This is a genomic window from Sporanaerobacter acetigenes DSM 13106, from assembly GCF_900130025.1.
GTDB lineage: Bacteria > Bacillota > Clostridia > Tissierellales > Sporanaerobacteraceae > Sporanaerobacter > Sporanaerobacter acetigenes.
Genome location: NZ_FQXR01000005.1, coordinates 94166 through 112131, shown reverse-complemented (window position 1 = coordinate 112131; position 17966 = coordinate 94166). Strand labels below are relative to the sequence as shown.

Annotated in this window: 18 protein-coding genes and 1 riboswitch; of the genes, 3 read left to right on the top strand and 15 right to left on the bottom strand. The window is 30.6% G+C overall.

All coding sequences use genetic code 11. From position 1 onward, the window contains the following. Positions 1-6 precede the first annotated feature (6 nt). A complete protein-coding gene (gene thiC / locus BUA21_RS06105; RefSeq protein WP_072743923.1) occupies positions 7-1320 on the bottom strand; it encodes a phosphomethylpyrimidine synthase ThiC in 1314 nt (437 codons plus the stop codon). Beyond that, the gene (thiE, locus tag BUA21_RS14465; protein WP_084604183.1) at positions 1321-2343 is read right to left on the bottom strand and encodes a thiamine phosphate synthase; all 1023 of its coding nucleotides are present in this window, start codon (positions 2341-2343) and stop codon (positions 1321-1323) included. 66 nt (positions 2344-2409) lie between these two features. Next, positions 2410-2520, bottom strand: a riboswitch (TPP riboswitch). A 146-nt stretch (positions 2521-2666) separates the two neighbouring features. Here thiE and BUA21_RS06095 point away from each other — a divergent pair. Together BUA21_RS06095 and BUA21_RS06090 are read left to right on the top strand one after the other, a co-directional pair. Next, complete coding sequence (locus BUA21_RS06095) at positions 2667-3188, top strand: RNA polymerase sigma factor (RefSeq protein ID WP_072743922.1); 522 nt, start codon at positions 2667-2669, stop codon at positions 3186-3188. Beyond that, positions 3181-4464 (top strand): DUF4179 domain-containing protein, encoded by a 1284-nt coding sequence (locus tag BUA21_RS06090; protein ID WP_072743921.1) that lies wholly within the window; start codon positions 3181-3183, stop codon positions 4462-4464. Before BUA21_RS06095 ends, BUA21_RS06090 begins: the two co-directional genes overlap by 8 nt. Before the next feature lie 33 nt (positions 4465-4497). Here the strand turns inward: BUA21_RS06090 and BUA21_RS06085 are convergent, their stop codons facing one another. The 10 genes from BUA21_RS06085 to BUA21_RS06035 all read right to left on the bottom strand — a co-directional run bounded on the left by BUA21_RS06085 (position 4498) and on the right by BUA21_RS06035 (position 13002). Further along, a complete protein-coding gene (locus BUA21_RS06085) occupies positions 4498-4818 on the bottom strand; it encodes a putative heavy metal-binding protein (RefSeq protein WP_072743920.1) in 321 nt (106 codons plus the stop codon). Between the two features lie 56 nt (positions 4819-4874). Continuing rightward, positions 4875-5891, bottom strand: coding sequence for a polysaccharide deacetylase family protein (locus BUA21_RS06080; protein WP_072743919.1), 1017 nt, complete (start codon positions 5889-5891; stop codon positions 4875-4877). A gap of 251 nt (positions 5892-6142) precedes the next feature. Then, complete coding sequence (locus BUA21_RS06075) at positions 6143-7312, bottom strand: iron-containing alcohol dehydrogenase (protein WP_072743918.1); 1170 nt, start codon at positions 7310-7312, stop codon at positions 6143-6145. A 92-nt stretch (positions 7313-7404) separates the two neighbouring features. Further along, positions 7405-8538 carry an aldo/keto reductase gene (locus BUA21_RS06070; RefSeq protein ID WP_072743917.1) on the bottom strand — a complete coding sequence of 378 codons (1134 nt, stop codon included), beginning with the start codon at positions 8536-8538 and terminating at the stop codon, positions 7405-7407. Between the two features lie 45 nt (positions 8539-8583). Further along, positions 8584-9087 (bottom strand): GNAT family N-acetyltransferase, encoded by a 504-nt coding sequence (locus BUA21_RS06065; RefSeq protein ID WP_072743916.1) that lies wholly within the window; start codon positions 9085-9087, stop codon positions 8584-8586. A gap of 26 nt (positions 9088-9113) precedes the next feature. After that, positions 9114-9626, bottom strand: a complete 513-nt coding sequence (locus BUA21_RS06060) for a GNAT family N-acetyltransferase (protein WP_072743915.1) — start codon at positions 9624-9626, stop codon at positions 9114-9116. Between the two features lie 135 nt (positions 9627-9761). After that, positions 9762-10775, bottom strand: coding sequence for a ribosome small subunit-dependent GTPase A (gene rsgA, locus BUA21_RS06055; protein ID WP_084604181.1), 1014 nt, complete (start codon positions 10773-10775; stop codon positions 9762-9764). Positions 10776-11200: 425 nt separating this feature from the next. Further along, positions 11201-11707, bottom strand: coding sequence for a nitroreductase family protein (locus tag BUA21_RS06045; protein ID WP_072743913.1), 507 nt, complete (start codon positions 11705-11707; stop codon positions 11201-11203). A gap of 52 nt (positions 11708-11759) precedes the next feature. Further along, entirely contained in the window at positions 11760-12212 is a 453-nt protein-coding gene (bcp, locus tag BUA21_RS06040; RefSeq protein ID WP_072743912.1) for a thioredoxin-dependent thiol peroxidase, read from the bottom strand. Positions 12213-12252: 40 nt separating this feature from the next. After that, positions 12253-13002, bottom strand: coding sequence for a DUF5694 domain-containing protein (locus BUA21_RS06035; RefSeq protein WP_072743911.1), 750 nt, complete (start codon positions 13000-13002; stop codon positions 12253-12255). A 185-nt stretch (positions 13003-13187) separates the two neighbouring features. On the opposite strand from BUA21_RS06035, the gene BUA21_RS06030 reads away from it, so the two are divergent. Further along, a complete protein-coding gene (locus BUA21_RS06030; RefSeq protein ID WP_072743910.1) occupies positions 13188-14051 on the top strand; it encodes a DUF4349 domain-containing protein in 864 nt (287 codons plus the stop codon). Positions 14052-14135: 84 nt separating this feature from the next. Here the strand turns inward: BUA21_RS06030 and BUA21_RS06025 are convergent, their stop codons facing one another. The 3 genes from BUA21_RS06025 to BUA21_RS06015 all read right to left on the bottom strand — a co-directional run bounded on the left by BUA21_RS06025 (position 14136) and on the right by BUA21_RS06015 (position 17965). Further along, positions 14136-15821 (bottom strand): peptide ABC transporter substrate-binding protein, encoded by a 1686-nt coding sequence (locus BUA21_RS06025; RefSeq protein ID WP_084604179.1) that lies wholly within the window; start codon positions 15819-15821, stop codon positions 14136-14138. Between the two features lie 174 nt (positions 15822-15995). Next, positions 15996-16949, bottom strand: a complete 954-nt coding sequence (locus tag BUA21_RS06020; protein WP_072743909.1) for an ABC transporter ATP-binding protein — start codon at positions 16947-16949, stop codon at positions 15996-15998. Between the two features lie 11 nt (positions 16950-16960). After that, the gene (locus BUA21_RS06015) at positions 16961-17965 is read right to left on the bottom strand and encodes an ABC transporter ATP-binding protein (protein ID WP_199229050.1); all 1005 of its coding nucleotides are present in this window, start codon (positions 17963-17965) and stop codon (positions 16961-16963) included. Position 17966: the final 1 nt, after the last annotated feature.

The following is a 17966-nucleotide window of genomic DNA, read 5'->3' as shown; positions in this document are numbered from 1 at the left end:
ATAAAATTAATCATCACTTCTCAAAATATTTATATCTTTTCCTTCCATTATCCTGTTCATATTTCTAACTGAACACATCTTTCCACACATAGTACAACTATCTTTAAATTCTGGAGTAGATTCTTTTCTGTACTTTCTTGGCCTTTCATCATCTATTGCTAATTCAAACATCTCTTCCCAATCCAATTTTCTTCTTGCATGACTCATCTTTAAATCCCATTCTCTTGCATTGGAAATACCCTTCCCTATATCTCCTGAATGAGCAGCTATCTTTGTAGCAATGATTCCTTCCTTCATATCTTCTAAATCTGGAAGTCTCAAGTGTTCAGCTGGAGTTACATAACACAAGAAATCCGCTCCAGCACTTGCAGCTATTGCTCCTCCAATAGCACTAGTAATATGGTCATATCCTGGTGCTATATCTGTAACTATTGGTCCCAACACATAAAATGGAGCTCCATAGCACAATTTCTTTTCCAATAAAACATTAGCCTCTATTTCATTTATAGCTATATGTCCTGGACCTTCTATCATAACTTGTACATTTCTTTCCCAAGCCCTTTTAGTTAATTCTCCAAGTACAATAAGTTCTTCTATCTGTGAGGAATCAGTTCCATCTTCTATACTTCCTGGTCTTAAAGAATCTCCCAAACTCAATGTCAAATCATACTCTTCACATATATCTAAAAGTTCATCAAAATATTCGTAAAAAGGATTTTCCTTGTCATTTAGTTCCATCCATGCATAAAGCAATGAACCTCCTCTAGATACTATGTTTGTGACTCTTTTGTTTTCCTTGAAAACTTCAGCAGTTTTTCTATTTATGCCTGCATGAACTGTGACAAAATCCACCCCATCTTCAGCATGTTTTCTAGCTACATCTAAAAACTCTTTAGATGTTATATCTTTTAGTTCCTTGTCATAAAATCCAACTGCATCATATACAGGCACAGTACCTATAATAGCTGGAGAAAAATCAATCAATCTTCTTCTAAACTCTTCAGTCTTTCCAAAGGAACTCAAGTCCATTATAGCTTCTGCATTCATATCAATTGCTACTTTTACCTTTTCAAGTTCCTTATCTACATTTGGACAATCCCTGGAAATACCCAAATTGACATTTATTTTAGTCTTAAGACCCTCTCCTATTCCTTCTGGATTTAAAGATTTGTGATTTTTATTGGCTGGTATAACTATTTTGCCTCTAGCTATGCCTTTTCTCAAAAGCTCGACATCCATATTCTCTTTTTTAGCTACTATCTTCATTTCTTCTGTGATGATACCTTTTTTTGCAGCATCCATTTGTGTTGTATAATTCATTTAAAATTCCCCCTCATTCAATATTTTTTTTATAGATAAAACTATTTCATTCATATTTAAAGAACCAACTAACTCTGATATCATTGCAAAGCACTTTCCTCCATGAATTTTTGCATCTAATATGTTTTCTTTTTTTATTCCTCCAATAGCTACATAGGGAATATTTATGTTTTCTGAAACCCATTTTAAATACTTAAGTCCTTCCGATTTCTCTACATTTTCCTTTGTAGAAGTATCAAATATTGGTCCAACTCCTATATAGTCTGCGCCTTTTTCCACTGCTTCTATAGCTTGTTCTTTGTTGTGAGTTGAAACACCTACAATCATATTTGGAGCAATCTTCTTTATTTCTTCAATAGGTATATCATCCTGCCCCACATGTATGCCATCAGCTTGAACTAGCATAGCTATATCCATATCATCATTTACAACAAAAGTAACATTTGCTTTTTTTGTCATTTCTCGTATAATTTTGCACTCTTCATATTTCTCTTTTTTTGATTTGTCCTTTTCTCTATATTGAATAATCTTTATGCCTGATTCAATCATTTCTCTTACTACTTCAATATTGGTCCTTCCTTTTGAAAATTTTTCTCCTGTGATACCATAGATGCATGTATCAGGCAATGTACTAGAAAAAATACGTTTTTCCAAACCATATACTCTAAATCTAATTTGTTCATATATCTTTGATTCTTCATAATGCCCTAAAATTTTCAAACATTCTTCAATACTTCTAATTCCTTCTTCTGCTCTTTTGAAATTTGATATAAGTAAAGTTTCAATATCATTCTTTTCGTCCAATGTACTCTTTTGAGATATTTGAAATCCTATGTCTGTATTTGAACTTCTATTTCTTAAAAGTTCAGAATTTTTAAAACTTTTCCTGACCAAATGACGAATATCTCTAAGTTCTTTGGAAATTTCTCTATTTTCAAATACAAATCTTTCTATGTCTTCTATGACTCTAATTCCTTCTGAAACCCTGTTTATATTTGCATCAATTATCCTATATACTTCCATCTTCAACTCTCCTTTCAAAAAATAAAAAAACTGTACGCCAACAGATACATACAGTTTTTATTCAAAATAAGCATAAAAAAACATATCCCTCCGTTGGAATTACCCAAATCAGGTTCATAGGGTCAGGAATAACATTCCAATCTCAGCCTATCAATATAAGCACCCCTTGATTGATTATTCAATTTTTATTTATATCTTCATCATATCACTTAACGATTAATATGTAAAATACATTTTAACAATATTGCAACTATATTTATTTTTTAAATATAAAATGAACATTTTGTAGGATATAATACTCTTATATATAGGCAGGTGAGAAAATGGAAACAGAATTGTTAATTAAAAAAGCAAAAAAAGGGAATAAAGAAGCCCTGTTGCAGCTTGTTATGGCACATGAAGCCGATTATTATAAATTAGCTTATGTTTATATGAAAAACAAAGATGATGCATTAGATGCTATGCAAGACATGATTGTCATACTGTATGAAAACATGTCAAAACTAAAAAAAGAAGAAGCCTTCTATAGTTGGAGTAAAACCATACTGGTCAATTTATGTAAAAACAAATTAAAAAAAGATAACAAACTAATCCCTTTAGATGAAATAAAAACCGAAGCCCAATATGAAACCTATGACAAATCTGAAAATCAAATAGTATTAGAAAAACATCTCTCTAAATTAAGTGAAAAACAACAAGAGGCAATAAAGCTTAAATATTTTCTTGATTTAGATTATAAAACTATATCTGAAATACTTAAAATTCCTATAGGAACTGTCAAATCAAGAATTAGCATTGGAATAGAAAATTTGAGAGAATCCATTGGAGGTGATTCGATTGAATGAGGTTGAAAAACTTTTGTATGAAGGTAAAAAAGAAATAGATAGTTTGGAAATACCTATAGATATAGAATCAACACTACGTTCTGCTTTAGAAAGTACCCCAAATAAAAAGAAAAAAAATATTAAAGGTAAAGTCGCTGCCTTGATATTGGCAGTTTTGCTTTTAGGATATAATATGGACACATTGGCCTTTTATGGCAAGAAGTTGGTTGGATATGAAAATGTAATGAATGGTACCCTTAAAGAACTAAATCAATTGGGAAAAGGGCAAACAATAGACAAATCTCATACTTTTTCTAATGGTGTAAAATTTACTTTAGATGCCATAATGCTTGACAATAACACTATGGTAATGTTTTATACTTTATATTCTCCTGATGAAAATGTAATGGATGTTGATTCAAATACACATATTAGCATAACTAATATGCAGGACAAATTATTTACTTATGGTGGTTCTGGAGATGCAAATAAAAACAATACAGAGATGAAATGGGTTATTTCAACTCATGAAGCTCCTAAACTCTCTGAGAAAACTATGAAAGTAAATTTAAGCTACATCCATGAAAACGGAGATATAGAATATGGAGACATTAAATTTAAAATAGATAGAAATCAAGCTGTAGGAAAAAGCTTAAAAATATCATTAAATAAAAAAATTAAATTAGATCAAAGACAAATAAAAGTGAAATCTTTAATAGCCTCACCTACTACTACAATAGTTAAAGGACAAATCCAAAATATCATAGAATTAGGTTTAGATCATATAAATAAAAATAGAATTATGCCAAATGATATTGAAATGGCATTGATAGTTGATGGGAAAGAAATTGCATGGGAAGGCTCTGGAATATCTACAAATATGAAAGGAATTAACTTTGATGTCAGATTTGAGGCTATACCAACAGATACTAAAAATTTGCAATTAAAACTTATATCTTTTTCTGGAGAATATGATGTACATGAAAATATTCATCTAATTAAAGATACTTCTAAAAATATAAAGATTCTTGGTCAAGATATTGAGATAAACAATGTATACGAAAAAGAAGGCAATACCTATATAACTATTACCACAGATAAAGACACATTGTTAAGCAAAGTATATTTATATATGGATGGAGAAAAAGTGGAACTTGTTGAAACTATACCAGAGAAATCAGAAAATCATACTAGAACCCTTAAATTTCAAGGAACTGGAGAAGATTTAAAGCTTAATATTGAAAAAATCAAATATAAAAAATACTATAATGACATTATATACTCCTATGACAAATAAAAATCAGACAAGAAATCTTGTCTGATTTTTATTTTATTCAACTATTACCGCTGTTCCTGAAGCTGTCACCATGAGCATATCTCCACCTTGACCTAATACTTCATAGTCTATATCAACTCCAACTACTGCATTGGCTCCTATTTCGGCAGCCCTGTCCTCCATTTCTCTTATAGCCGCTTCTCTAGCTTCTATTAATTCACCCTCATAAGAATTCGATCTTCCGCCAAAGAAATTGCTAAGTCCAGCTGCAAAATCCTTTAAAAAATTGACACCAGAAACCACTTCTCCAAATACAATTCCCTTATATTCTACTATCTTCTTGCCTTCAACACTTGGTGTTGTAGTTGTTATCATATGAACAATCACCTCTAATACATTTTTATTTAATCATATTTTATTATATTACTAATTTATTTTCCATCAAATATTCTAAACTCATACCCTTGACTTATCAAATAATCTAAAATCTCAGGAAGTGCAGCAACTGTAGTCTTTTTAGCACCTGCATCGTGCATAAGTATTATAAGCTTATCTTTTCCTTTTGCGGTACTTTTAAATCTTTGAACTAATTTATCCTTTGGTATATTGTGTCCTTCTGCATCTCCATTTAGTGCATTCCAATCAACATATGGAATTCCATTAGCTTCCACAGCTTTTACAAAAGGCTTTTTCTTGTTTCCATGAGAACCACCTGGAAATCTGATGACATTTGTCTTGAAATCTTCTCCCAATATATTTTTTAGAACCTTTTCAGACTTGTCCAAATCGGCAATGAAATTGTCGGTACTTTTATATATATATTTATAATTGTGAGAATAAGTATGATTTCCAATGGCATGTCCACTTTCATATTCTCTTTTTACTAACTCTGGATTCTGTTCTGCTAAATAGCCAATGGTGAAAAAAGTTGCCTTGATATTATATCTATCTAATATATCTAATATCTGAGGAGTGACATTTTTTGAGGGCCCATCATCAAAAGTTAAATAAGCTATTTTTTTATTTTTATTAGTTTTCTCTTCAACTGGAGCTTGTTCAACTATATCTTCTTTTTTTTCATTTTCTTCTTTAGGATTTTTTTCTTCCTTTTGAGTAATATTGTTTTGATTTGTATTTTCCTTAGCAGTTTGCTCTTTCACTTCAGTTTTTTCTTTAGGCTTATCCTTGGACTTGTCCTCTTTTTTTACTTCCTTCAATACTATCTTTCTTTTGGCAGGAATTTTTAATTCTTCCTTTTCCTCTTTTATTTCCTTCTTTTTTAGTTCTACTTCTTCTGCCTCTGCAGATCTCATCACTAGTTTGTTTCCTATGTCAATACCTATTCCTATAAATAGGATAAATACAATTAAAAACGTAAACGTTAAAAATCTTCTTCTTCTCCTCTGTCTCCTTCTTTGTTCGATTTTATATCCTCTTGAATTTCTCATACTATGTCACCTCATGTCTTGTTTTGTCATCCTATATACAGGATACTATTTTTGTCACATGATTGGGTTACAAAGAAGTTACATCTTCCGTGGAAAAAGATGGAGTGAGAATCAATACTCACTCCATCTTTTATACAAAACTATTTCTTATAACACATAGGAAAGTTCTAGTTTTCTTTAATATAAAACTTTCCTAAATAGGTTTCAAAAAAGGCTACTTTGATTTTAAATGTTTTCAATGGAAGCCTTTTTTATAAAGCAGCTTTATATATTTCTAGTACATCCTCATAAATTAATGGTTTGAAATTTCCTACCGTTCCACCCTTATGGTATATAGCTGCTCTGGCCATTTTTTCTAGATTTTCTTCTCCTATACCAACTTCTCTTAAACTCATTGGTATTCCCAAAGAAATAAAGAATTCTTTTGTTTTATCTATAGCCTCATGGGCTATAGCATATTTACCCTTATCTTTGTCAATTTCCCATACATTAACACCATATTCAACAAATTTATCTACTCTTTCATCATCTAAAACATACTCCATCCAATGGGGGGTAAGTATCGCTAGCCCTACTCCATGAGTTATGTCATAATGTGCAGACAACTCATGTTCCATAGCATGGACACTCCATACTGGTTTTTTCCCATAAGATAAAAGACCATTTATAGCAAGACTTGAAGCCCACATGATATTTGCTCTTGCTTCATAGTTTTCTGGTTTATCAATAGCTAATTTCCCGTAATTGATACAAGTTTTCAGAACTGCTTCTGCCAATCTATTTTGTAAATAAGCACCATCGTTTAAAGTGAAATAATTTTCAAAAGTATGACTCATAATATCAGCAACCCCAGCTGCTGTCTGGCTTTTAGGTACTGTAAAAGTATAAGTTGGATCTAATATGGAAAATTTAGGTGCCATAGATGGATGACCTACCCCTAGTTTCTGTTTGGTCTCCATATTAGTTATGACTGCTCCTGAATCCATTTCTGAACCTGTAGCAGCTAAAGTAAGTACTGCACCTATTGGAAGAGATTTTTCTATTTTAGCTTTATCTATGACTAAATCCCATGGATCCCCATCATAATAATATCCAGCAGCTATTACTTTAGAACAATCAATGGTACTTCCTCCACCTACAGCTAAAATAAAATCTATTCCTTCTTCCCTACATATTTTAATGCCTTCTCTCACACTATCTATTCTTGGATTTGGATCTATTCCTCCTAATTCATAAAACTCAATGCCTTCGCTTTTTAATACTCTCACAACATCATCATAAACACCGTTTCTCTTGATACTTCCACCTCCATAAGTCAAAAGCACCTTAGATGAGTATTCTTTTATTTGTTTTCCTAATACTTCAATTTGACCTTTCCCGAAAAAAATTTTTGTAGGTATAGAATAATTAAAATTTAACAATATATCAACTCCTTTGCATTCTCGTTCAATAATATATTACCCCAAAAAAATTATTCTCACCATAGATTTAAGAAAGACATAAAATCATGAATCTATTCACTTAAAATGTTGTGAGCCACTTTAAGATGTTTTCTTATTTCAATATTTTGAGGGCAAATAGCTTCACACTTTCCACATTCTACACATCTAGAAGCATCCATTTCTTTTTCTATATAAGACTTATATATTTTTTTAGAATTTTCCTCTACCCCAAAGACATATACACTGTTGTATATGTCAAAAATATCTGGAATATTCACGTTTTGTGGACAAGGAAGACAGTATTCACAACCGGTACAACCAACTTTAATCTTTTTCTTATAAACGCTTGTAACTTTATCTATCAATTTAAGCTCTGTTTCCTTTAAAGAATTAGGTAGAGTACTGGAAACAGTTTGTATATTTTCCTTTACCTGATTCATAATAGACATACCACTCAACATAACTGATACTTCATCATGGTTTAATACCCATCTAATAGCCCATTCAGAAGGAGTTCTTTTTATATCATTTAAATCCCATATGGCTTTAATTTCGTCTGATGGCTTTGACAATTTCCCGCCCTTCACAGGCTCCATTATAACTACAGATAGACCTTTTTCATGGGCATATCTAAGCCCTTCTTCCCCAGCTTGATAGTCTCTATCTAAATAATTCAATTGTATCTGACAAAAATCCCAGTCATAGGAATCAACAATTTCTTTAAATACATCTAATTCATCATGGAATGAAAAACCTGCATATTTAATTTTTCGACTTTTCTTAGCTTCATCTAAAAATTTCAAAACATCTAAGCTCTTAATCTTATCCCAGGATCTTTTATCTAGACTATGCAATAAATAAAAATCAATATAATCTGTATCAAGTTTACATAGTTGTTCATCTAAATATTTGTTAAAATCTTCATAGCTATTTGTCAACCAAACAGGAAGTTTCGTTGCCAAATATGTTTTTTCCCTATAACCATCTTTAAGAGCTTTACCTACTACATACTCACTATTGCCTTGATGATAAGGGTAAGCTGTATCAACATAATTGACTCCATTATCTATGGCATATCTAACCATTTCTATAGCTTTTTCTTTATTTATTTTGCTAGAATCATTGTCTAGTATTGGAAAACGCATACATCCAAAACCAAGAGCTGACACCTTCAGATTATCCTTAGTAAAATTTCTATATTGCATAAAAAACCCCCCAAAATTCATTTTTTGTATATAAGCATGTTCTTTCTATAGCTTTAACAAATTAGCTTTATAATCTTTAAATCCACAAAAATCCTCTCTATAAAATTCTCCAACTGTTTTAAATCCTATGCTATTATGAAAAGACAATGAAGCTATATTTTTTTCTGGAGCTGTATTTACAAATACCAATATTCCCTTATCATTATATTTATTTTTTAAAAATCTATACAGTTCTTTTCCAATATGTTGCCCTTGAAATTCTCTCTTAACACCTATCTGTTCACTATATATACAACCATCTATATTTGCCTTCAATTCAGTATATTCAAGCATATCCTTAGGGTATTCAGTACTAAACCACAAAAATCCTACAACATCTTTATTAATCCTGGCAACTATAAAATTTTCAATATTGTCCTCTATAAATTCTTTAGGTATTATCCTCAATAAAACTCCATTTTCCCTATTTTTTATATACTTTATATTGAGTTCTTTTGAAATACTATGAATAGACATGGTATCTTCTTTTTTAGCCTTTTCTATCAGCAAGTAAATTCACCTCTAATCTAAATTTATCAAAGCTTGTCAGCTAGTTCTTTAAGTTTTGGGCCTTCTACTCTATATACAGTCCAATCTGACATTGGCTTTGCACCCATTTCCTTGTAAAATTCAATAGATGAAGTATTCCAATCAAGACACCACCAGTCAAGTCTGCCACAATCCCTATCTATAGCAATTTTACCTAAAAAAGATAGAAGCGCTTTCCCAAATCCTTTTCCTCTCATTTCAGGCTTAACAAAAAGATCCTCTAAATACAAATTTGCTTTACCCAAAAAAGTTGAAAAATTGTGAAAGAACAATGCAAATCCCACTGCTTCTCCATCGTACTCTCCAATAACAACTTCAGCTTGTCCTTTTTCAAATATAGATTTTTTAAGAATTTCCTCAGTAGCAGTGACCTCATCTAAAAGCTTTTCATATTCAGCCAAATCCTTTATAAATTGAAGAATCAATTTAGTGTCATCTATAGTTGCAAATCTTATAGTGAAACCTTCTATAGAAGTTGAATAAATATTCTCTTTATTCATTGCAATCCTCCTCGTCGTATAATGAGTCCCATGTCTTATTTCCCAATTTTCAATCCCATTTGATTTAAAAAATCTTTTACCTTCTATTATAAATATATATCAGCACCAAAGCTAACGTAAAATTCCAACATCTCTTTACTTCGATTTAGATTTTTTGTTAAGCTTTCTTTTTATATATTCAGTCTCACGTTTTAATTTATTGTAACTATCCAATCTTTGTTTTGAAATTATTCCTTCATCTATAGCAGCTAATACAGCACAACCAGGCTCTTTGTCGTGTCTGCAATCGGAAAACTTACACTTTTTTGCTAATTCCAATATATCTTTGAAAGAATCATCTACTCCTGCACTTTCATCTAAAAGCTGAATTTCTCTCATCCCTGGAGTATCAATAACCATACAGCCATTTGGCAATACCATCAATTCTCTATGAGTCGTAGTATGCCTTCCCTTATCATCTTCTAGCCGAATGTCATTAACTTTTTGTTTGTTTTCTCCAAGTAGTACATTTATAAGTGTAGACTTTCCAACTCCAGATGAGCCAATAAATGCTATAGTTTTTCCCGAAGTAGTATATTTAATTAATTCATCAAACCCTTCTCCCGTAATAGAACTAAAGTATATAATTTCTAATCCTATAGCTATTTTAGCTATTTCATTTTTTATATTTTCTATATCATGATTTAAATCTATTTTTGTGATTATAATCACTGGCATTGCTCCACTATTCCATCCAATACTTATATACCTTTCAAGTTTTCTTGGATTGAAATCTTTATTTGCAGACATACAAATAAAGATGGTATCAATATTTGAAACTATTATTTGTTCATTTAACTGTTTTCCTGCAACTTTTCTCGAAAGAACACTTTTTCTAGGAAATATCCAATGTATTTGTCCATTTCCAGTACTATTACTTGTTCTATCAACCACTACCCAATCGCCAACTGCAGGATAAGAGCTCTTACTAACCACATTGTGAACCATTTTTCCAGATACTTGAGCCAATATAATATCTTCTTCTGTTGCAATTTTATATAGTCCCTTATATTCCGCTACTACTCTTCCTAAATATAAATCTCTAAAATTATCTTTGAACTCTTTAAATATTCTATCATTTAAGCCAAGCTTAATTAATTTTTCCTTCAATTTTGCTGCCTCCCATTTCTATTTTGGGCATAAAAATACCCTGGTATTTTTGTACTGATACTACCAAGGCACAACAAAAACTGAAGTTTTCAGTTAAATATATCAAATTCTTAAATTTTGACCTATAGGTAGCATCATATGAGCTTTTTTTAAATATAAATACACTTTTTTTGTCATATAACACCACCCCTTTCATTTTAAAGCATATTTAATATATATCACAAAAAATGGTTACAGTCAATAAAAATATCATTATCTATATATCTCATGTTCATTTAATCATTAATTCCATTCCAATGGCTTTTACGTTTTTAATGCATTTTTGTAAAATCCTTCACTATATTTTCCTTTAATGCAAAAACAATATCTACCAATAGTCTATATTATTTTTTAGTAAAATTTATTTTCATATTCTCTTCTTTTCATTAATATTTGTCATAGCTAATGATTTCTTTAAGTTCTTTTCTTGGTCTTTGAGATGGAGATTCCAAAGGATATCCTAGTGGGGTCATTGCTACTACCCTTACATTTTCAGAGATATCCAAGGTCTTTTTCACCATATCTTCATCAAAACTTCCAAGCCAACAAGTACCTAATCCCTGCTCATATGCTTCCAACACCATATATGCAGTTGCAATAGATACATCAATAGTATAACGTGGCTGTCCACATTTCATAATTCCACTTGTGTTTTCTCCACAACAAACTAAAATTATTGGAGCCTCTCCAATAAATGGTTGATCAGCTGCTTTGACAAGTTTTTCTTTTACTTCTGGATCTTTTACAACGATAAACTTCCATTCCTGTAGATTCCTTGCAGATGGAGAAAGTCTTGCAGCCTCTAAAACCCCTAACAATTTTTCATCTTCTACCAGTTTATCACTATACTTTCTTATACTCCTTCTTCCTTGTATTGCAGATAAAACATCCATTAAAATTCCTCCTCTAATTCTATATTTAAGATACGGCTTTAAATACTCTTATTTATTTCAACTCTTCTTTTATATACTCCAATACTTTTTCTGCATGACCTTTTGCCTTTACATTTCTAAATTTCTTTACCAATTCTCCTCCTTTGTTAAATATAAATGTAGATCTTTCTACTCCCATGTACTCTTTTCCATACATCTTCTTAAGTTTCATCACATTGAACAATTCATGAACTTTTTTATCTTCATCACTCAAAAGCAAAAATGGCAGATTTTCTTTTCCCCTAAATTTAGCATGAGATTTTAAACTATCCCGACTAATTCCAAGTATTACAGTATCTAATTTTTCAAATTCATCATACAGATCTCTAAACTCTCTAGCTTCTGCTGTACAACCAGAAGTATTATCCTTAGGATAAAAATAAAGCACTATATTTTTCCCCTTAAAATCTGATAAAGATATATTTTTCCCATCAGTCTCTTTTAATGTAAAATCGTATTCACTCATATATTTCCCCTCCTGTAAAGTTTATACCCCTTTGGAAGGTTTATAAATAATTTAATGGATCAACAAACTCAAATTTTCTATATCCTTTAACTAACTCTCTAAGTATTTTGCAATGTCCAGCCCCATAAATCACTAAAATTCTGTCCCCTTTTTCAGATATATTCTGTAGGTTTCCAAAAATAAAAAGATTTCTTCTATACCATTCTGTTAACATATCTGCTCCATAATAATTATCCCCTGCTCCTATTTTTGCTAAACCCAAGTAAAAATCACTATGTTCTTTTTCAACACGCTTAGGATTGTTCAAATATTTTAAATTTTCTCCAATAGTATTATTCCTTATATGCTCATTGGTACTTGTTTCATATTCATTTGCTTTATTCATATATTCCTTGTAAAATTCCGGACAATTTTTTTCAGCATATTCAAATACTTCTTCTGGTAAATATATCATGTGATCTATAGGATAAATTTTAGTATGTTTCAACATCTTGCCTAGTCTAAATCCTAATTGAACAATTTCATTATCATAATTTACTATTTCATTATATTCATCAAAATTGTTTCTACAATATTCTATATAAATTTCATTTAACCGTTTTTCATCTTCTTGCTTTAACTCAACTGCAATTTTATTTGGTTTAAACTGTACCAATTTTTGTATTACTTCTTTAATTTCCTCTTGTTTTTGATCTGTAATTACATCTTTACAGTTAATATCTACTAAATGTTCTCCACTGTTTCCAAAATGATAAGTTCCTAGTATGAATATTTTTACTTTTTCACTCATAAACGCCATACCCCTTTGTATTTTCTATTCTTAAAATATATATTTCTACAAATATATCATATTTCCTCTTTTTAGATGTCTCAACTATATAAATAACTTTCTTTTTAATATGCAAAAATCTGTAACTATTTTGTAATTTAAACTTTCTAGTTTTCCTTATATAATGATTGTAGGAGGTGGAAATAGTGAAAAAATTTCAAAAATATTTAATATTAGGTCTTATATTATTTTTAATCCTTTCATCATTGACAGGCTGTGGTTCTAAAAAATCAAGTGAACAAAGTGTTTCTAATGAAATGAGTTTAGCTCCTACCGAAGAAAGCAAAGAAGAACGTGACAATAACGATGAAGCTAGTCCTCTAGAACCTGAAAAAGTCATCACCAACGTTTATATACAACTTGAAACTACTGAATTTGAAAAAGCCAATAAGGACTTGAATGCCTTAATATCTAAACACAATGCTTATGTAGAAAACTCTCAAATAGATTATAACCAATATTACAACAATAAAAGCTATAGAAATGGTTTCTATCTAATTAGAGTTCCAAAAGATAAAATATCTTCTTTTAAATCCAGCCTTAATGGTGTTGGCAATATAATCAGTGAAAGTACCAATAAACAAGATGTAACCAGTGAATATAGAGATACTGAATCCAGATTGAAAGTTCTTGAAGTCAAAGAAGAAAGAATTTTAGCCCTACTATCTAAAGCAGAAAAAATGGAAGATATAATTAAGTTAGAAAATGAGCTCAGCGAAACCATATATGAAAAAGAAAAACTTAAGACTAATCTCATGAATATTGATGATAAAGTAGATTTCAGTACCTTTGAAGTCAATATTGAAGAAGTAGAAAGATTAACCAATCAACAAACTACAGATACCACCTTTGGAGAAAAACTAGCTAATGCCTTTAAAAATTCCTTGTTTTCTTTTAGAAAAGCATTAGAGACATTTGTAATCTCAATAATCTATATACTTCCCTTCGCAGTAGTGATTGGAGCAATAGCATATTTTGTAATTAAATTTATAATGAAAAGAAAAGAATAAAACTTAAGAACATAAATTTAATATAATATAGGTGTAAATCAAATAAAAGCTTTTGACTTGTGTCGTCAAAAGCTTTTATTATAATTATTCATTCACTATATCAACATAAATATAGTTTATATCCATACCCGTGGAATCCCTTAGTAAACCTTTCACTGTATCTTTTTGTGTATAAACAGCTGTTCCAAAGAAAATAGGATTGAATACAACTTCATCAAGGAAGATTTTTTCCGCTTTATCTATTGCATCAGCCCTTGCTTGATTATCATTGGTTGTATTTATAAACCTAACTAATTCTTCATATTCTTTATTTTCCCATCCCATTACATTATAACCACCGTCTAATGTCCATGTATCCAAATAATTTACTGGATCATTAAAATCAGGGCCAAATCCAGCATACATAATATCAAAATTATTGTTTCCCATCTCATCCCATTTTTGACTTGATGTTACCGCTTTTATTTCCATTTTAACACCTAAATTTTTATCAAACATATCTTGTATGGCTTCAGTTATCAATCTTGCTGATTCTGAATCATCAACGAGAATTTCAAAAGTAGGCATTTCTTCTTTCTTTTTGCCTATTTCTTGAAGTGCTAAATCTAAATATTCATTAGCTTTTTCAATATTTGCTGTTGTTGGGAAATATTCTTCCCCTATTGAATATTCTTCAGCATGTTTTTTATTTAAACCCTGAATAGTTGCTGGTACCAATCTAGTAGCAGGTAAAGAACCATCTGCTAAGACACTATCAGCAATAGCTCGTCTATCAATTGCCCATCCTAAAGCTTTTCTAAAATTCTTGTTTCCTAAGAAAGCTGCTTTTTTGGGATCTTTATGATTTACTTGATATTGTAACCAATAAATCGAAGAATTTGGTTGAATATTCACCTTACTTCCTTTCTCATATGAAGGAATGTCAGTTTTTGTCAATTGAGTAAAATCTAATTCATCCGTTTCATACATATTTACTCTTGTTGCAGGATTATTAACAATAGAAATTTGAACTTCATCTAAATGAATATTGTCTTTGTCCCAATAATCATCATTTTTAACTTCTAATAAACTTTCTTCATGCTTCCATTCTTTTAAGATAAAGGGTCCATTATACACCGCTTTTTCCGGATCTGAGCCATAGCTTTCACCATATTTTTCAATATAATCTTGTCGAACTGGATGGAAAGCTCCAAATCCCATAAGATTTAAAAAATACTTTTTAGGAACAACTAATTTACATTCCAAAGTTTTGTCATCTAGTGCTTTAACACCAACAGTTGAAAAATCAGTAGTTTTACCTTCCCAATAATCTTCTCCACCTTCAAAGTAAACAGCGAAATTTCCATAATCAGAAAGTGTATCAGGATTGAATAATCTTTCAAAACTATATGTAAAATCTTCAGCGGTTACAGGTTCCCCATCACTCCATTTAGCATCCCTTAAATGAAATGTATAAGTTAATCCATCTTCGGATACATCCCAACTTTCAGCCATCCCTGGTAATACTTCTCCATCATATACACGAGTTAGCCCTTCATACACCGCATAAGTTATGTCTAATGAAATCGGATTGAAACTTTTATGAGGATCAAGTATTGTTGGTTCAGCTTCTTCAGCATATCTAAATACTTTCTTATTTCCCTGTTCTGCTACTTGTTCATTGCTAGTACTTTCTTCAGTAGATGATTTAGTTGTACCTGTAGTACACCCTGCTAACATAAATGAAAGTACAAGTAATAAAGGAATTATCTTCTTCAATATTTTTTTCATTTTATCATCCTTTCTTTGCTTTAAATATTGGCTTATTTTTTGCTTTAAAATACTGTTTCATCCCTCCTTAAATACTTGTGCATTAGAATTTGTAATTTAAACCAAATTAAAATGTTTTATTAGATAAACTTTATCCTTAAACATATTAATTTGAGAATTACCACATGATGCAAATTAATATAAATGACATCTAACAAAATGATTGCTATCAATTTCATTAAAACATGGTTCGATTTCGAAGCATATTTTTTTTGAATACTTGCACAGCCCTCTAAATTTACATCCGCCTTCAGACATCTTTTGAAATTTTCTATTTCCCAAAATTTCTATATACCTATTTTTTTCTACATCTGGATCAGGAATAGGAATTGATGATAATAAAACTTTTGTATATGGATGTAAAGGATTTCGATAGATATCCTCTGTAGTTGCTATTTCTAAAATACTACCTCTGTACATGATAGCAACTCTATTTGCAATATATTTTAAAGTACTTAAATCATGCGTTATAAATAAATATGTCAATTTGTAGTTTTTTTGAAGCCTTTTCAATAAATTAACAATCTGTACTCGAATCGAAACATCCAATGCTGATATAGGTTCATCACATATTAAAAATCGTGGCTCTAATGCTAAAGCCCTTGCTATACTAATCCTTTGTTTTTGACCACCACTAAATTCATGTGGAAATCGATAAATTAAACTTCTATTTAATCCCACATCATTTAATACTTTATAAATTCTATCTAACCTTTCATCCCCAGAAGCTATCCTATGAATATCAATGCCTTCTCCAACTATATCTACAATTCTCATCCTGGGATCAAGTGAATTAGAAGGATCTTGAAAAATCATCTGTGCTTCCTTCGTATAATTTTTAAGCTGTTTTTTATTAAATTGGTGAATATTTTGACCTTTGTATAAAACTTTTCCTTCTGTTGGCTTATAATATCCTACAATTGTTCGGGCAATTGTAGATTTGCCACATCCTGATTCTCCAATCAGTCCAAGTACTTCACCCTCATATAATGTAAAACTAATATCATCTACCGCTTTTAATACATTTTTATTGCGTTCCTTGAAATATTTTTTTAGCTTTACAACCTCAATAACCTTTTCTTTAACCATAATATAACCTCTTATGAATTATATTTTTCTATTTTGGGCGAGTACTCATGCTGTAGCCAACAAGATACAAAATGTTCATCACCACATTCAAATACTAAAGGTTCTGCTTCATCACAAATAACCATAGAATACATACATCTTTTAGCAAATGCACACCCAGGTTTCATATCAATTAAGTCTGGTGGATATCCTTTAATTTCTAACAGCTTTTGATTAAAACCTAAATCCATTCTCGGTATTGCACCTAACAAAGCTACTGTATATGGATGTTTGGGATGATAAAAAATATCTTCAACTGTTCCACTTTCAACAATTTTTCCTGCATACATTACCAAAATTCTATCTGCCATGTTAGCAACAACCCCCAAATCATGTGTGATTAGAATTATTGATGTATTCAATTTATTTTTCAAATCTTTCATTAAAGACAATAATTGTGCTTGTATAGTTACATCCAATGAAGTAGTAGGCTCATCAGCAATAAGCAACTTAGGTTTACAAATTAAAGCAATCCCTATCATTATTCTCTGTTGCATTCCTCCACTCAATTCATGAGGATATTTATTAAAAACTGTTTCAACATCATTTATTCCTACTGATTCCAACATTTTTAAAACAGTCTTTTTTGCTTCTTTTCGAGAACTTTTTTCATGCTTTATTAGAGTATCAAAAAGTTGATGTCCTATTTTCATCGTAGGATTCAAAGAAGACATTGGATCTTGAAATACCATGCTAATTTCTGCACCACGTATTTTCTCCATTTCACTATCTGTAAAATTTGTAATATTCATCTGATTATATGCTATTTTTCCTTCAATTTCAGCACTACTTGGCTCTAACAATTTTAAAATAGATAAAGCAGTAACACTTTTGCCACATCCTGATTCTCCCACAATACCTAAAGTTTCTCCCGTAGAAACATTGAAACTTATGCCTCTGACTGCATTTACTTTGCCAAAGTCTGTAAGAAATGATACCTCTAAATTATTTATCTCTAATAACTTTTCTTTTCTCATC

Excerpts from the sequence above, each read along its gene's own strand:
- thiC (WP_072743923.1), bottom strand. The coding sequence starts at position 1,320 with ATGAATTATACAACACAAATGGATGCTGCAAAAAAAGGTATCATCACA.
- thiE (WP_084604183.1), bottom strand. The coding sequence starts at position 2,343 with ATGGAAGTATATAGGATAATTGATGCAAATATAAACAGGGTTTCAGAA.
- BUA21_RS06095 (WP_072743922.1), top strand. The coding sequence starts at position 2,667 with ATGGAAACAGAATTGTTAATTAAAAAAGCAAAAAAAGGGAATAAAGAA.
- BUA21_RS06085 (WP_072743920.1), bottom strand. The coding sequence starts at position 4,818 with ATGATAACAACTACAACACCAAGTGTTGAAGGCAAGAAGATAGTAGAA.
- BUA21_RS06080 (WP_072743919.1), bottom strand. The coding sequence starts at position 5,891 with ATGAGAAATTCAAGAGGATATAAAATCGAACAAAGAAGGAGACAGAGG.
- BUA21_RS06070 (WP_072743917.1), bottom strand. The coding sequence starts at position 8,538 with ATGCAATATAGAAATTTTACTAAGGATAATCTGAAGGTGTCAGCTCTT.
- BUA21_RS06060 (WP_072743915.1), bottom strand. The coding sequence starts at position 9,626 with ATGAATAAAGAGAATATTTATTCAACTTCTATAGAAGGTTTCACTATA.
- BUA21_RS06045 (WP_072743913.1), bottom strand. The coding sequence starts at position 11,707 with ATGGATGTTTTATCTGCAATACAAGGAAGAAGGAGTATAAGAAAGTAT.
- bcp (WP_072743912.1), bottom strand. The coding sequence starts at position 12,212 with ATGAGTGAATACGATTTTACATTAAAAGAGACTGATGGGAAAAATATA.
- BUA21_RS06035 (WP_072743911.1), bottom strand. The coding sequence starts at position 13,002 with ATGAGTGAAAAAGTAAAAATATTCATACTAGGAACTTATCATTTTGGA.
- BUA21_RS06025 (WP_084604179.1), bottom strand. The coding sequence starts at position 15,821 with ATGAAAAAAATATTGAAGAAGATAATTCCTTTATTACTTGTACTTTCA.
- BUA21_RS06020 (WP_072743909.1), bottom strand. The coding sequence starts at position 16,949 with ATGGTTAAAGAAAAGGTTATTGAGGTTGTAAAGCTAAAAAAATATTTC.
- BUA21_RS06015 (WP_199229050.1), bottom strand. The coding sequence starts at position 17,965 with ATGAGAAAAGAAAAGTTATTAGAGATAAATAATTTAGAGGTATCATTT.